The sequence below is a fragment of the Rhizobium sp. BK650 genome, assembly GCF_014195325.1.
GTDB lineage: Bacteria > Pseudomonadota > Alphaproteobacteria > Rhizobiales > Rhizobiaceae > Rhizobium.
Genome location: NZ_JACIBK010000006.1, coordinates 168,574 through 183,915, shown reverse-complemented (window position 1 = coordinate 183,915; position 15,342 = coordinate 168,574). Strand labels below are relative to the sequence as shown.

At 59.5% G+C, this 15,342-nt stretch carries 10 protein-coding genes; 6 read left to right on the top strand and 4 right to left on the bottom strand.

All coding sequences use genetic code 11. The features are described from left to right. Positions 1 to 90: 90 nt before the first annotated feature. Complete coding sequence (locus FHX15_RS16610) at positions 91 to 945, top strand: LysR family transcriptional regulator (RefSeq protein ID WP_184398930.1); 855 nt, start codon at positions 91 to 93, stop codon at positions 943 to 945. A gap of 46 nt (positions 946 to 991) precedes the next feature. On the opposite strand, the gene FHX15_RS16605 is transcribed toward FHX15_RS16610, so the two are convergent. Beyond that, a complete protein-coding gene (locus tag FHX15_RS16605) occupies positions 992 to 2,044 on the bottom strand; it encodes a threonine aldolase family protein (protein WP_184398928.1) in 1,053 nt (350 codons plus the stop codon). Between FHX15_RS16605 and FHX15_RS31475 the strand changes: the two genes are divergently transcribed. The 4 genes from FHX15_RS31475 (at position 2,043) to FHX15_RS16590 (ending at position 9,891) form a co-directional block, all read left to right on the top strand. After that, positions 2,043 to 2,174, top strand: coding sequence for a hypothetical protein (locus FHX15_RS31475; protein ID WP_281413819.1), 132 nt, complete (start codon positions 2,043 to 2,045; stop codon positions 2,172 to 2,174). The genes FHX15_RS16605 and FHX15_RS31475 overlap by 2 nt on opposite strands. A 418-nt stretch (positions 2,175 to 2,592) precedes the next feature. Beyond that, positions 2,593 to 7,317, top strand: coding sequence for a glutamate synthase large subunit (gene gltB, locus FHX15_RS16600; protein WP_184399272.1), 4,725 nt, complete (start codon positions 2,593 to 2,595; stop codon positions 7,315 to 7,317). A 225-nt stretch (positions 7,318 to 7,542) separates the two neighbouring features. Then, a complete protein-coding gene (locus FHX15_RS16595) occupies positions 7,543 to 8,997 on the top strand; it encodes a glutamate synthase subunit beta (RefSeq protein WP_184398926.1) in 1,455 nt (484 codons plus the stop codon). Between the two features lie 252 nt (positions 8,998 to 9,249). Beyond that, the gene (locus tag FHX15_RS16590; protein ID WP_184398924.1) at positions 9,250 to 9,891 is read left to right on the top strand and encodes a hypothetical protein; all 642 of its coding nucleotides are present in this window, start codon (positions 9,250 to 9,252) and stop codon (positions 9,889 to 9,891) included. A 33-nt stretch (positions 9,892 to 9,924) separates the two neighbouring features. Here FHX15_RS16590 and FHX15_RS16585 read toward each other — a convergent pair whose 3' ends face one another. After that, complete coding sequence (locus FHX15_RS16585) at positions 9,925 to 11,139, bottom strand: SGNH family hydrolase (RefSeq protein WP_184398922.1); 1,215 nt, start codon at positions 11,137 to 11,139, stop codon at positions 9,925 to 9,927. 245 nt (positions 11,140 to 11,384) lie between these two features. After that, a complete protein-coding gene (locus FHX15_RS16580) occupies positions 11,385 to 12,608 on the bottom strand; it encodes a lytic murein transglycosylase (protein WP_184398920.1) in 1,224 nt (407 codons plus the stop codon). A 203-nt stretch (positions 12,609 to 12,811) separates the two neighbouring features. On the opposite strand from FHX15_RS16580, the gene galU reads away from it, so the two are divergent. Continuing rightward, the gene (gene galU, locus FHX15_RS16575) at positions 12,812 to 13,699 is read left to right on the top strand and encodes a UTP--glucose-1-phosphate uridylyltransferase GalU (RefSeq protein WP_184398919.1); all 888 of its coding nucleotides are present in this window, start codon (positions 12,812 to 12,814) and stop codon (positions 13,697 to 13,699) included. 6 nt (positions 13,700 to 13,705) lie between these two features. Here the strand turns inward: galU and FHX15_RS16570 are convergent, their stop codons facing one another. Continuing rightward, positions 13,706 to 15,235: an outer membrane beta-barrel protein gene (locus FHX15_RS16570; RefSeq protein WP_184398917.1), complete on the bottom strand. Its 1,530-nt coding sequence runs from the start codon at positions 15,233 to 15,235 to the stop codon at positions 13,706 to 13,708. Positions 15,236 to 15,342 lie beyond the last annotated feature (107 nt).

Below are 15,342 nucleotides of genomic sequence, written 5' to 3'. Positions count from 1 at the left end.
AGTCTCGCTGAATAAATGTCCTATTGCTCTGTCACTCATTATGATCCAGGATGCAAGGAATAACAGTTATCACGTTTCTCGATCGTACTCATGCTGGATCTGTCACAACTCCGCAGTTTCGTAACCGTCGAGCAGATGGGAAGTTTCACGCTCGCCGCCGAAAGGTTGGGTCTTGGGCAGTCGACGGTCAGCCAGCACATTCAGAGGCTGGAAAATTCGCTCGGACGCCGGCTGCTGGAGCGGGATACGCACAAGGTGGTGTTGACCGGCGATGGCGAGGCCCTGCTCTCGCACGCACGCGCGATACTGTCGATCGAGGGGCAGGTGCAGTCACTGTTTAAAGGGGGCAGTCTGCGTGGACGTCTGCGGCTCGGGGTTTCCGAGGATTTCGTGACGAGCCAACTGCCGGCGGTGCTGGAGGATTTCGTGCGCTCGCATCCTTCGGTCGATCTGGAACTGACGGTAGCGCTTTCCGGTGTCCTCTATGAAATGCAGGATGCGGGAGCGATCGACCTGGTGCTTGCCAAGCGCAGGCTCGGCGATGAGCATGGAAAGCTTGTCTATCGGGAGCCGCTGGTCTGGCTGGCGCGGGATCCGGAGCATATCCTCGCATCCGGCCCGCTGCCCTTGATTGCCTTTCCGCCGCCAAGTGTGACGCGTGCCATTGCGCTGGAAGCGCTCGGCAGGCATGGCGTGGCCTGGCGCATCGTCTGCACCTGCGGCAGCTTGAGCGGGCTGACGGCTGCGGCGCGTGCCGGCATGGGGGTGCTCGTGCAGCCGCGCAGCATGGCGCCCTCGGGATTGAAGGAAATAGCGCCAGCCAGGCTGCCCGCATTGGAGGATGTCGAATTCGTGCTGGTGCCGCGAAAGGGAGCCGATCAGGCGCTCGTGGCGGCACTTTCGGATGATATTCTAAGGAAGGTCAGGGGGCTGCGCTCGGCCTGAGCACTTCAGTCGAAAACTCCGCCGGGGGATTCCGGCAGCAGTGAAATCAGGCAGCCAGACATTTCAGGAAACCATCGACATCGGTTTCCGTCGTGGCGAAGCTGGTCACGAGACGAATGAGCGTCTCGCCTTCCGAAACCAGTTCCGGCATGCCGGCCGGCATTGGCCACTCGTGGAACTTCGCGCCTCTGCCTTCCGCAGTCTTCGCTGCGGATTTCGGGATGACAGCGAAGACTTCGTTCGAGGCCGTCGGCCAGGCGAGGCGAGCGGAATTGCTGGCGCCGATACCGGCGCGCAGGCGTTCGGCCATACCGTTGGAGTGACGGGCGAGATCGAGCCAGAGGCCATTATCGAAATAGGCGTCGAACTGAGCCGCGATAAAACGCGACTTGGAGAAGTGCTGGGCAGCGCGCTTGCGGATGAAGTGCATTTCCTTCGCCTGCTCCGGATCGAAGAAGACGATCGCTTCCGCACACCAGCAGCCGTTCTTCGTGCCGCCGAAAGAGAGGATGTCGACGCCGCGCTTCCAGGTCATTTCGGCAGGCGTTGCGTTGAGTGCAACCAATGCGTTGGCGAAGCGGGCGCCATCCATATGCAGCGGCAGATTGCGTTTCTTGGCAATGGCAGAGATTTCGCCGATTTCCGGCAGGGAGTAGACAGTGCCGATTTCGGTTGCCTGGGTGATGGTCACTGCGGTGGCCCGGCCACGACGCAGGGAGTCCTCGGGGAAGTTCTCGATCTTTGCGGAAAGCTTGACCGGATCAATCTTGCCGGCTTCGCCGTCGACGGCCGCGAGGCGGGCGGAGCCGGAGAAGAATTCCGGCGCGCCGCATTCATCTTCGATCACGTGGGCTTCCCGATGGCAGAAGGTGATCCCGCCGGGGCGCTGGACGCTTGCCAGCGAAAGCGAGTTGGCGGCGGTGCCTGTCGCGACGAAGAAGACCGAAACCTTGCGTTCGAAGATTTCGGAAAAGTGTGCTTCCACTCTTCTGTCGAGATCGCTGTTGCCATAAGCGGCGGCAAAACCGGCGGATTCTGCGAGCAGGCGTTCGGCGATCGATTTATGAGCGCCAGCCCAATTGTCGGAAGCAAAGATCATGAAGGAAGCCATTGAGAATGAAAGAGGCGGAAGGTTCGGGAAGGGACATTACGCCAAGGCTTCACAGGATCAAGGGCAGAAGTCGGTATGCATCACAGAAATTGAACTGCGCATCAATAAAACAAAATGATATAGAATGGCGTAATTTTATGTCGCCCTTCCTGGGGATCTGGCAATCTTCCGTCGCAATTTGGCGTTTTTTTAATGGGTCGCTCTTGTGGTGCGGATTTGTTTCTGGCATAGAGGTGATGAATTAGGACAGGGTTGCTGTCCTATTTGGTCTTCTTGGCCGAAGAGGCGCCGAAAGCCCTGGTGCAGGGCAGCTTTGACGCTATAGTTCCTTCGAGCGTCTAGCCCTCAGACGGCGGCGCGCGCAGGCGAATGGCAGGCGCGGAACGCGGCGATTTGCTTTCCTTGAAAAGCAGACGTCTGCGACCGGATCTTCACGATGCAACAGCGCTGTCATGCGCCGCACCTATCTTTAAAAGGTGCGGTGCGCGACGAAAAAGCCGCCCGCAGCCGCGCGGGCTTTGACAGGAGGAAAGATGATGACGAAGATGACGCCATCCACGGATATTGACCAGTTCGCAGCAGCAGACCTGCGCGCAACGGCCAATACGCGTAAATCCGCCTCCGGTCTGCCGAAAAAACAGGGGCTTTACGATCCGCGCAATGAACGCGATGCCTGCGGTGTCGGCTTCGTCGCGCATATGAAGGGCCAGAAGTCGCACCAGATCGTCAGGGACGGCCTGTTCATTCTCGAGAACCTGACGCATCGTGGTGCCGTCGGCGCCGATCCGTTGATGGGCGACGGTGCGGGCATTCTCGTGCAGATTCCCGACCGCTTCTTCCGCGAGGAAATGGCTCAGCAAGGCATCACTCTGCCCAAGGCGGGCGAATATGGCGTCGGCCATATCTTCATGCCGCGCGACGAAAAGCAGATCGAACATTTCAAGAAGGTGATCAAGGACGTCATCGCCGAAGAAGGTCAGATCTTCCTCGGTTTCCGCGACGTGCCGGTCGACAATTCCTCGCTTTCCAAGGCCCCGGCGATTGCTGCGACCGAGCCGCATCATGTGCAGGTCTTCATCGGCGCCGGCAAGGATGCTGCGACGAACGATGAATTCGAGCGCCGGCTCTTCACGCTCCGCAAAGTGATCTCCAACCGGATCTATGATGAATTCGACGGCGAGGAGAGCCACTTCTATCCGGTGTCGCTGTCCAGCACGACCGTCGTCTACAAGGGCATGTTCCTGGCCTACCAGGTCGGTGCCTACTATAAAGACTTGTCGGACCCGCGCTTCGAAAGCGCGGTCGCTCTCGTGCACCAGCGGTTCTCGACGAACACCTTCCCGTCCTGGAAGCTGGCGCATCCGTATCGCATGGTTGCCCATAACGGTGAAATCAACACCTTGCGCGGCAACGTCAACTGGATGGCGGCGCGTCAGGCTTCTGTTTCTTCTCCGTTGTTCGGCGAGGATATCTCCAAGCTCTGGCCGATCTCCTATGAAGGCCAATCGGATACCGCCTGTTTCGACAACGCGCTCGAATTCCTCCTGCGCGGCGGCTATTCGCTGTCGCATGCGGTCATGATGCTGATCCCGGAGGCATGGGCCGGCAACCAGTCCATGTCGCCAGAACGCAAGGCGTTCTACGAATATCATGCCGCTCTCATGGAGCCATGGGACGGACCGGCTGCCGTTGCCTTCACCGACGGCAAGCAGATCGGTGCCACGCTCGACCGCAACGGCCTGCGTCCGGCCCGCTATCTCGTCACCGACGACGATCGCGTCATTCTGGCATCCGAAGCCGGCACGCTGCCGGTTGCCGAAGAGAGCATTATCCAGAAGTGGCGCCTGCAGCCAGGCAAGATGCTGCTGATCGATATGGAAGAAGGCCGCATCATCTCCGACGACGAGGTGAAGGCGCAGCTTGCGAACGCTCATCCCTATCGCAACTGGCTGAACCGCACCCAGCTCATCCTGGAAGAGTTGAAGCCGGTCGAACCGCGCGCGCTTCGCCGCGATGTCTCGCTGCTCGATCGCCAGCAGGCCTTCGGCTATACGAGCGAAGACACCAAGATACTGATGTCGCCGATGGCAACGACGGGCCAGGAAGCGATCGGCTCGATGGGCACGGATACGCCGATTTCGGCCATGTCCGAGAAGTCGAAGCTGCTCTATACCTACTTCAAGCAGAACTTCGCGCAGGTGACGAACCCGCCGATCGATCCGATCCGCGAAGAGCTCGTCATGAGCCTCGTTTCTTTCATCGGCCCGCGTCCCAACATTCTCGACCACGAAGGCATGGCGAATGCCAAGCGGCTCGAAGTGCGTCAGCCGATCCTTACCAACGGCGATCTCGAAAAGATCCGCTCGATCGGTCATACGGAAGATCGTTTCGACACCAAGACGCTCGACTTCACCTATGATGTGGAGCGTGGCGCCGAAGGCATGCCCGAGATGCTCGACCGTCTCTGCGAGCGCGCGGAAGCGGCGGTCAAGGGCGGCTATAACATTATCGTGCTCTCTGACCGGCAGATCGGGCCTGATCGCATCGCAATCCCGGCGCTGCTGGCAACCGCTGCCGTGCACCACCACCTGATCCGTAAGGGGCTACGCACCTCGGTCGGTCTCGTCGTCGAAACCGGCGAGCCGCGCGAAGTGCATCATTTCTGCCTGCTGGCCGGCTACGGTGCGGAAGCGATCAACCCCTATCTCGCCTTCGACACGCTGCTCGACATGCATGCCAAGGGTGAATTTCCGAAGGAAGTCGACGCTAACGAAGTCGTCTACCGCTACATCAAGGCAGTCGGTAAGGGCATCCTGAAGGTCATGTCGAAGATGGGCATCTCGACCTATCAGTCCTATTGCGGTGCGCAGATATTCGACGCGATCGGCCTGCAGTCCGAATTCGTCGACAAGTACTTCTTCGGTACGGCAACGACCATTGAAGGTGTTGGTCTCGAAGAGATCGCGCGCGAGACCGTCGCCCGTCACAAGTCAGCCTTCGGTCGCGATCCGCTGCTTGCCAGTACGCTCGATATCGGCGGCGAATATGCCTATCGCATGCGCGGTGAAAGCCATGCCTGGACGCCAGATGCCGTGGCTGCCCTGCAGCATGCCGTGCGTGGCAATGCCGAAGATCGCTACCGCGAGTTCGCCGAGATGGTGAATGACTCCGCCTTGCGTATGAACACGATCCGCGGCCTCTTCAAGATCAAGAGCGCGGAGGCGCTTGGCCGCAAACCGGTGTCCCTCGATAGTGTCGAGCCGGCAGTCGACATCGTCAAGCGCTTCTCGACGGGCGCAATGTCCTTCGGCTCTATCAGCCGAGAGGCGCATACGACGCTCGCCATCGCCATGAATCGGATTGGAGGAAAGTCGAACACCGGTGAGGGCGGCGAAGAGAGCGACCGCTACATGCCTTTGCCTGATGGTTCTTCGAACCCCGAGCGTTCGGCCATCAAGCAGATCGCGTCCGGCCGCTTTGGTGTTACGACGGAATATCTCGTCAATGCCGATGTGCTTCAGATCAAGGTCGCGCAGGGCGCCAAGCCCGGCGAAGGCGGGCAGCTGCCCGGCCACAAGGTCGATGCGGTCGTTGCCAAGACCCGTCACTCGACCCCGGGCGTCGGCCTGATTTCGCCGCCGCCGCACCATGACATCTATTCGATCGAAGATCTGGCACAGCTGATCTACGACCTGAAGAACGTCAACCCGACCTCGGATGTCTCTGTCAAGCTCGTCTCGGAAGTGGGCGTCGGCACGGTTGCGGCCGGCGTTGCCAAGGCGCGCGCCGATCACATCACGGTTGCCGGTTTCGACGGCGGCACGGGTGCTTCGCCGCTCACCTCGCTGAAGCATGCTGGCTCGCCCTGGGAAATCGGCCTTGCCGAGACACAGCAGACGCTGGTGCTGAACGGTCTGCGCTCGCGCGTTGCCTTGCAGGTCGACGGTGGTCTGAAGACAGGCCGCGACGTCATCATCGGCGCGCTGCTCGGTGCTGACGAGTTTGGTTTTGCAACCGCTCCACTGATTGCGGCCGGTTGCATAATGATGCGCAAGTGCCATCTCAACACCTGTCCGGTCGGCGTGGCGACGCAGGATCCGGTCCTGCGCAAGCGCTTCAAGGGCACGCCCGAGCACGTCATCAACTACTTCTTCTTCGTCGCCAACGAGGTGCGCGAAATTCTGGCCTCCCTCGGCTTCACCAGGCTCGACGAGATCATCGGCGCTTCGGAGCTGCTCGAGAAGGACGAGATGCTGGCGCACTGGAAGGCCAAGGGGCTCGACTTCGCCAAGATCTTCCACAAGGTCGATGCACCGAAGGAAGAGACCTACTGGACGACGCGTCAGAAGCACCCGATCGACGACATTCTCGATCGCAAGATGATCGCGGCAGCCGAACCGGCACTGGCATCGAAGACGCCGGTTGCCTTCGAGGTCGATATCAGGAACGTCGACCGCTCGGCCGGTGCGATGCTCTCGGGCGAAGTGGCCAAGCGTTACAACCACCGCGGCCTGAAGGAGGACACGATCAACGTCACCCTGAAGGGTACGGCCGGGCAGAGCTTCGGCGCGTTCCTGGCCCGCGGCGTCACCTTCAACCTGATCGGCGACGGCAATGACTATGTCGGCAAAGGTCTTTCCGGCGGCAAGATCATCATCCGCCCGCCTGAGAACTCGAAGATCGTCGCTGAAAACTCAATCATCGTCGGCAACACTGTTCTCTACGGCGCGACTGAGGGCGAGTGCTACTTCCGCGGTGTCGCGGGCGAGCGTTTCGCGGTTCGTAACTCCGGTGCCATCGCTGTCGTCGAGGGCGTGGGCGACCACGGCTGCGAATATATGACGGGCGGCGTGGTCGTGGTGCTCGGGGGAACGGGCCGCAACTTCGCGGCCGGCATGTCCGGCGGCGTGGCCTATGTTCTCGACGAGGCCGGCGATTTCGCCAGCCGCTGCAACATGGCCATGGTCGAACTCGAGCCGGTTCCGGAAGAGGATGACATGCTGGAGAAACTGCACCATCACGGCGGCGATCTCATGCACAAGGGGCGTGTCGACGTTTCCGGTGACATGACGCGTCACGACGAGGAGCGCCTCTACCAGCTGATTTCCAACCATCTGCACTACACGGGCTCCACCCGTGCCAAGGAAATCCTTGAGCACTGGGCTGACTACCGCCCGAAATTCCGCAAGGTCATGCCGGTCGAATATCGCCGCGCGCTTGAGGAAATGGAACGCAGCCGGATGGGCATCGCTGCCGAATAATTGCACCGAACAATCCGCCACGCCTCAGCAGCGCGTGGCGGGTGACTGAAATATCTCGATGACTCAACGACGATCAGCTGCAAGCCTGAAGCTTGCGCAACCGCGTGGATGGCTTTCAGGGGATATGTTCTGATGACGGTCAAACGAAACAACCTGCCTCCGCGATCGAGGCTGAATAGACAACTGGCCGCGGGCGAGGCGGTCATGAGGGTAAGGGACGAAAATATGGGCAAGGTAACAGGTTTCCTGGAAATCGACCGGCAGGTAGCGAAGTATCAGCCGGCGTCGGATCGGATCCGGCATTTCCGCGAATTCACAATCCCGATGTCGGACCCGGAAGTACAGAAACAGGCAGCGCGCTGCATGGACTGTGGCATCCCTTATTGCCACGGCCCGACCGGCTGCCCTGTTCATAACCAGATTCCGGACTGGAACGACCTCGTCTACAACAACAACTGGGAAGCGGCGATCCAGAACCTGCATTCGACCAATAACTTCCCGGAATTCACGGGCCGAGTCTGCCCGGCTCCCTGCGAGGAAGCCTGCACGCTGAACCTCGAGGATACGCCGGTTGCCATCAAGACGGTCGAGCAGGCGATTGCCGACAAGGCTTACGAGCTCGGGTTCATCCGTCCGCAGCCGGCGACGATCCATACCGGCAAGAAGGTTGCGATCATCGGCTCTGGCCCTGCCGGCATGGCGGCGGCCCAGCAGCTTGGTCGCGCCGGCCATGACGTGCATGTATACGAGCGTGAGGCGAAGCCGGGCGGATTGCTGCGTTACGGCATTCCAGACTTCAAAATGGAGAAGAACTTCATCGATCGCCGCGTCGAACAGATGAAGGGTGAAGGTGTGACCTTCCATTGCGGCGTCAATGTCGGCGTCGACGTGAAAGTCGAGCAGCTTCTGGCTGAGTATGATGCCGTGCTTTATTGCGGCGGTTCCGAGACGCCGCGCGAAGCCGGCATTCCTGGCACCGATCTTGTCGGCGTGCATGACGCGATGCCCTATCTGGTACAGCAGAACAAGCGCGTCGGCCGCGAGAACATCGACAGCACCGGCTGGCCGTCGGATCCGATCCTGGCCGGCGCCAAGCATGTCGTTGTCGTCGGCGGCGGCGATACGGCTTCGGACTGCGTTGGCACGGCTTTCCGTCAGGGTGCGGTCAAGGTGACCCAGCTCGACATTCGTCCGCAGCCGCCTGAGAAGGAAGACAAGCTTGCCGTCTGGCCGTTCTGGGCCACGAAGATGCGCACCTCCTCTTCGCAGGCCGAAGGCGCGATCCGCGAATTTCAGGTGGCCACGCTCGAATTCATCGGAGAAGACGGTGTGTTGACGGGTGTGAAATGCTGTGAAGTCGATGAGCGTCGCCGGCCGGTTCCAGGGACGGAATTCGTCATCAAGGCCGACCTTGCGTTTATCGCAATCGGTTTCAGCGGCCCGTTCAACGACAGCGTGCTGAAGGAACTAGACGGCAAGCTGTCGCTCAATGTCGACAAGCGCGGCTCGACCAACGTCGTGGCTAATGACCGCGACTACAAAACCTCGGTCGACAAACTCTGGACCGCGGGCGACGTGCGCCGCGGCCAGTCTCTGGTCGTTTGGGCAATCCGCGAAGGCCGCCAGGCGGCTCGCGCCATCGACGAAGCGCTGATGGGTTCGACGGTTCTGCCGCGCTAATTGGCCGGAATAATTCCCTGCACTACAAACTCCGCCGCATTCCGGCGGAGTTTTTCGTGGTGCGACCGCTTGACGCGCCTGAGCTTGAGGCAAGCCTCATGCAATTTCCGAACTGCAGCTTCCTTGCTTGTGCAGGCACAACTGGCCTGCGGCGACTGGCCGGACTTGCCCCCACCCGTCAGTCGAAAGCGTTTCACTGTTGGCCGCGGCGCAAGGGACATGGTCGCCGCGGGCCATTGCAAAGGACAAACCATGGTTTCCGCAATCGACAGTACGCGGCTGGTCTCAGCCCAATATGCCCTGAAGAACCTACGCGGTTCGGATGACGACGACAGCCAGAGTGCGACTGCTTCCTCCGGCGCTGCCAGTATCCTCAGCAGCTACGGTCTGGATCCGGATACGTCGTCACTGCTTTCCAACAATGCGCTTGCAAGCCTGCTCGACAGGCTTTCGACGCAGAACGACCAGACGGACGACACAACCGATACATCGAGCGACAAGCCCGATGTCACGAGTTCTTCCTTCATGGCGATGCTCAAGAAACAGCTCGAAGAGGCGGCCAAGCAGGAGGGGGCTGATGGTACGGCGCATGATATGCTGGCCGCGCTTGAGAATGGCACCCTGACGATTTCCGACCCGATACAGGGTGTTTCGATCACCGCCTGGGATGTCGACAATCCGGACGAAGCCGATACGGACAGCAAACCGGGTATTGATATCGATGCCAGCGGCTGGAATGACTTCCTCAACGCGCATCTGAAGCGTGGCGATGATGCGTCCTTCGTCAAGCAAGGCGACCACTATGTCGACAAGGCCGATGGCAGCAATGCCTATTTCGGCCAGATTGGCTCCGACTTCTATTATCTGACCTGGCCGCAGACGACAGCCAAGTAAGCCTCTTATCAGGGCCGCTCAGGCGGCCCTTTCTCATTTCACAGAAATTTCGGCCGGCGTCTTGAGCGCTGGCAACCGATAGTCGTCGATGCGGCCTGCCGGTGCCGGTGCCATCTCTCCCCGTTCGACCAGGAGATCGCGCGGCGATTTCGCCAGCGTCACCGGAAGTGTCTTGCCGGCGCCAAGCAGTTCGGCTCCGCCATCGAGATTCGGATCTGACAGGCTGATCGGCTGCGTACGTTCCATCGGATTGGCCGGCAGCGTCAGGCCCGGCAGGTTGCCGGCGTCGAGACGCACAAGATCGGGGCTTGCCTGAGTGCCGAGGATGCGGCGTGCCGGCTTTTCGACATAGAAGGCGAGCTTGCGGCGGCCGGCCTGCGTGAGGTTGACGCCGTCAGTGGTGCGCAGACGTACCTGCTGGCCGTTGATATCCGAGCCTGTGACGATGAACTTGCCATTTTCATCCACGAAGCCGTCCCAGATATCGACGAATTCGCCGCCAATGCTTTCCATCTGATTGCGATAGAGCTGATTCATCTGCGCAGCGTCCGCCGTCATCGAATCGGATTCGAATGCGGGAAGTCCGACCCAGAGCAACGGGACCTTGCGGTTGGTGATTTCCTTGCCGAAGGCAAGCACGCGACGCTGATATTCGGTAAACCAGCCGTCGGTACGGAATTTTTCCTTGCCGGCATCAGTCACCATCTGCTGGCGATCATTGGCGCCTATCATGACGACGACCATTGCCGGCTTCAGTTCGTCGATCATTTTCGGCAGCTCGCCGGCCCAGTTGTAGTAGTCGTCGCGTACAAGGCCGGAAGAGACATTGCTGCGGGCTTCGACAATGACGCCGGGCGAGGTTTCGAAGGCAGCGGCGAGGCCATCGCCAAGACCGCCGGCGAGAAAGTCACCGACAACAAGGATTTTCTGAGCGTTATTCAGTTTTTGAACGACAGGCTCAGCAGGGGCCACAGGTGCCGTGCGGGTCGGGATGATGGCCTTCTGCGGCGCGGGCGGCGGGCGTCGGCGCTGCTGCTGCCGTCTCGGCTGGTCCCGCATTTCCGGCTGCGGCTCCTCATCGATGTAACGGCGCCCAAGGAGGAAATCCAGAATGGAGCGGCGTTGATACCGGAGTTCCTGGGCTTCGGCATCGTGGACTGGCGCCATCGAACCAAGGCAAAGCGAGAGCGTGGCTGCGGCAAGTGCGAGCCTGCTCCTCCATCGGGTCCGTTCAGTTTTTTTCGTCATCGGGCAGTTCCGCATCTGCCGGGCATCTTGCATAGGCAGCGGCTTCCGTCCACTCCACATCATTATCTAGGTCACGCTTTTCCCGCTTCTACGGCATCGGCCCCGAAAAGCGGCATCGATTTTCGGAAAAGCCTATGTGTGGATTCAAAGAGATAGAGCGTAGTTTCTATATCTGACGCACGGCGCTCCAAGGCGCGCGGTCTTTCAGATTGCCACGACCACTGCACACTTGTGCGCGACATGCTCTAACGGCGCAGCGCGTCGAGAAGCGAAAGTGACGGCTCACCATCCGGCTGCATGCCGAAACGCTCTTGCACTGCGGCAATGGCGGCCTTTGAGCCGGAGCCGAAATTTCCGTCGACATCGCCGCTATAGTAGCCGAGCGTCTTCAGACGCGTCTGCAGCTCGAACTTCTCGGTGATGTCGAGCGCGCCTTCCGGACGCGGCCAGCGCTGCTGCATGCCGCCGTAGCCTGAAATCTGGTCAGCAAGCAGGCCGACGGCGAGCGCATAACTATCGGACGCGTTGTAGTTCTTGATCGTGAAGAAGTTGCCCGTCATCAGGAAACCGGGACCGTCCGTGCCCGCCGGCATTTTCAACATGGCGCGGGTATCGCCTTCCTTGAAGGGCTTGCCGCTCGGACGTTTCAGACCAAGCTCGGCCCACTGCGCAAGCGTATGCGTCTTGCCCACCTGCTTCGCCGCAGATGCAGGGACCACCACCTCATAACCCCAGGTTTTGCCGGTGTCCCAGCCGTTCTTCATCAGAAGATTGGCCGAGGTTGCCAGCGCATCGGGCACGGAGTTCCAGATATCGCGATGGCCGTTGCCATCAGCGTCGACCGCATAGAGAAGGTAGCTGGTCGGGATGAACTGGGTGTGGCCCATAGCGCCGGCCCAGGAGCCGGTCAATTCACTGGCGGGTACGTCGCCGTTCTGCAGGATCTTCAACGCTGCGATCAACTGCTTCTTGGCGTATTTTGCACGTTTTGGATCGGCATAGGCAAGCGTTGCGAGTGCGCGCGGAACATAGTGCAGGCGCTCATCTTTAGCGAGTACTGCACCGTAGTTTGATTCCATCGACCAAATGGCAAGCAGGATCGACTTGTCGACGCCGAAGCGACGCTGAATAAGGTCGAGCGTCCTGGCATGCTTAATGGCCATTTTGCGGCCGATTTCCACAGTGTAGGGGTTGACGCGGGAATCGACGTAGTCCCATATTTTTGATGTGAATTCAGGCTGATAGGTTGCCTTGTCCAGCACGGTCGGATCGGGCTCGGTGACCCCGGAAAAGGCTTTCTGATAGGTTGCCTTACTGATGCCACTCTGTGCGGCAGTCTGGTAGAAGTCCGCGATCCAATTCTGGAACCGGGCATCCGCTTTTGCGTTATTGGGGGCCAATCCAGCCGCTGTGGCGACAACGATGGCGAGAGCAAGACCACGAAGGGAGTTTGTGCATTTCTGGGTCATCGGCAGTCGTATCCGTCATCTTCAGTTTTAGCCTGGGCGGTACGTCATGTCCGCTCTACGCCGAAATTACAGGAACGGAGTCAACAAATTCTTTACCATGGACGGCCGGGCCAGTCACCATTTGCAAAACGGTAGCAATTCTATACTAGTTCAAATGGATATAGCGTTGAGTAAAAGCGGTATAATCAAAACAGGAGGTCGGTGTGGCTCTGAATAAGAAAGTTCGTAAGGCAGTATTTCCGGTCGCAGGTCTGGGAACGCGGTTCCTTCCTGCTACAAAAGCGGTTCCGAAGGAAATGCTGACTGTCGTCGACAAGCCAATCATTCAGTATGTTGTCGACGAAGCACTTGAAGCAGGCATTGAACACCTCGTTTTTGTTACTGGTCGTAATAAGCATGTCATCGAAGATTACTTCGATATTCATTTCGAGCTTGAGCAGACGCTCAAGGAACGCGCCAAGAAGGCGGAAATCACCCTGCTGCAGCAACAGCTTCCCAAGGCAGGCACGGTGAGCTTTACCCGTCAGCAGGAGCCGCTCGGTCTCGGTCACGCCGTTTGGTGCGCCCGCGAGATTGTCGGCGACGAGCCTTTTGCACTGCTTCTGCCCGACATGATCATGAAGGATCAGAAGGGCTGCATGAAGGGCATGATCGAACTCTATGAGCACAGCGGCGGCAATATCATCGCTGTCGAGGAATGCGCTCCCGACCAGGCACATAAATACGGCATCGTCGGCGTTGGCGAGGCGGTCGGCGAGGGCTTCCGCATCACTGGCATGGTAGAAAAGCCGGCCAAGGGTACCGCTCCTTCCAACTTTTTCATCAACGGTCGCTATATCCTGCAGCCGGAGATCTTCAAGATCCTGGAAACCCAGGAGCGCGGTGCCGGCAACGAAATCCAGCTTACCGATGGCATGCTGAAGCTGCTCAAGGAACAGATTTTCGCAGGCTACCATTTCAAGGGTGAGACTTACGATTGCGGTGCCAAGGATGGTTTCATCCTCGCCAACGTAGCCTTCGCTCTCGAGCGTGCGGACATCCGCCCGACCGTCGAAGGCGGCTTCAGGAACCTGCTTGCCCGCCTGCAGTAATGCTGTTTAGCGCTTCAATCTAAGACCGACGCCGGCTCGCCATTGCTGCGAGTCGTCGCCCTCTTTGCGGCTCGTCAGCTCGTAGCCAAGCGTGCTGGTGAAGTCGAGGTAGCGATTGATATTCCAGATAAGGCCGGTCGAGGTGGTATAAACCGTCTCGTCGCTTATTGTGCTGCCGTTCGGATAATTGCGCAGGGTCACGCCGCCAATGACTGTCGTCACGAGATTGTCTCGAAGCTGATGATCGACTGTCGTCGTCAACTGGTGTGAGACATAGCCGCTTTCGCCGGCTGCGGTCGAAGGCTGGATGCTGGTCTGAAGGTTGAGATTGACGTTCGTGCCGCGGATTGGCGACCAGAGCAGACTGGCATCGAGTGTTGCGGTATCGATTGATTTCAGGCGGCTGTCATCGAAATCCGCCGTCGCATAGCCGACCGCGACCTCGCCTTTGAGTTTTTCGCCCATATCGAGCTGAACGCCACCCTTGGCGCCATAGCTGTCTCCCGAACGCTGATAACCCGAGGAATCGGTGCGCTCGTCGTAATTGGTCTTACCAACGGACGCTTCGATGAAGGGAATGAGTGCCGGCGAAAGCTCATAGCCAATGCGGCCGCGCACCGTGCCCGTCGTCTGATTGCGGTCACTCATCGAAACTGTCGCGCCGTTCGAGAGTTCGGCATCGGAATAGATCGAGCGCGAAAGCGCAATGGCGGCGGTGCCGCGCAAAATGCCGAAGTCGTGCTCGATGGACGCGCCGCCTGTAAATTCCTGCACATCGGATTGCTGATCGGCATTGGTGATCGCATTCGGATCGTCTGTGTCTTCGCGATAGAAATTATAGCCGCCGGTAATGTGGCCGGTGGTGTCACGTGTCAGGTCCAGCCGCAGATCAGCGTCGATCTTGAAGGACGGTTGTTCTTCACCCTCGCCACTGATGTTCTTCTGCCAGGCACCTTCGGAGGTGACGGTCAACTGATGCCGGCTCCAGTCGGAGGTCAGCCTCGCGCCCATGTCGGTTTCGAGGAAGCCGCGGCTCTTTTTCGTTGCGCCGTCCTTCGTGGTCTCGCTGTTGATGGTTTGAGTGACGCTCGGGCGCAGGATGAAGCTGCCAAGAGGGATGCCGGGCGTCTGTTCGGTCGAAGCGCTTTCCTGCGCTCTGCGCGCCGGTGTTTCGTCCAGGCGCGGTTCGCGGGTATTCAGCCTGCGCATGTCCTCATCGAGGATCGCACCCGTAATCTCGTTATCGGGCTGCGGTGTTGGGGTGGGGGCAGCCTCGGTGTCTGCGCCCGAACTGTTGGCGGCGGCATTGGGGGCGGCATCTGCGTCACCGATATCCGCGATATTATTGGTGCCGGCGCCCTGCGTCGCGGAGATGGCCGCCGTGCGCGAATTCGTTGTGCCTGCTGGTTGCTGTTGCGACGCGATCTGCTGAGCGAAAGCAGGGGGCGCGATCAGCAGACCGATAGCCGCGACGGAGACGACACGGCTCTTGGCGCGGAGCGGCGTCGCACTGCTCGTCTGTTTTCCCTGGCCCATTTAATCCGCGCCTGAAATGCTTTTAAGTCTTACTCAAGGGTAAAGCCTTGTGGTTAACCATTCGTTGCCGCGCGGACGTCGCGTTCATACATGGGAAACATTGCTGG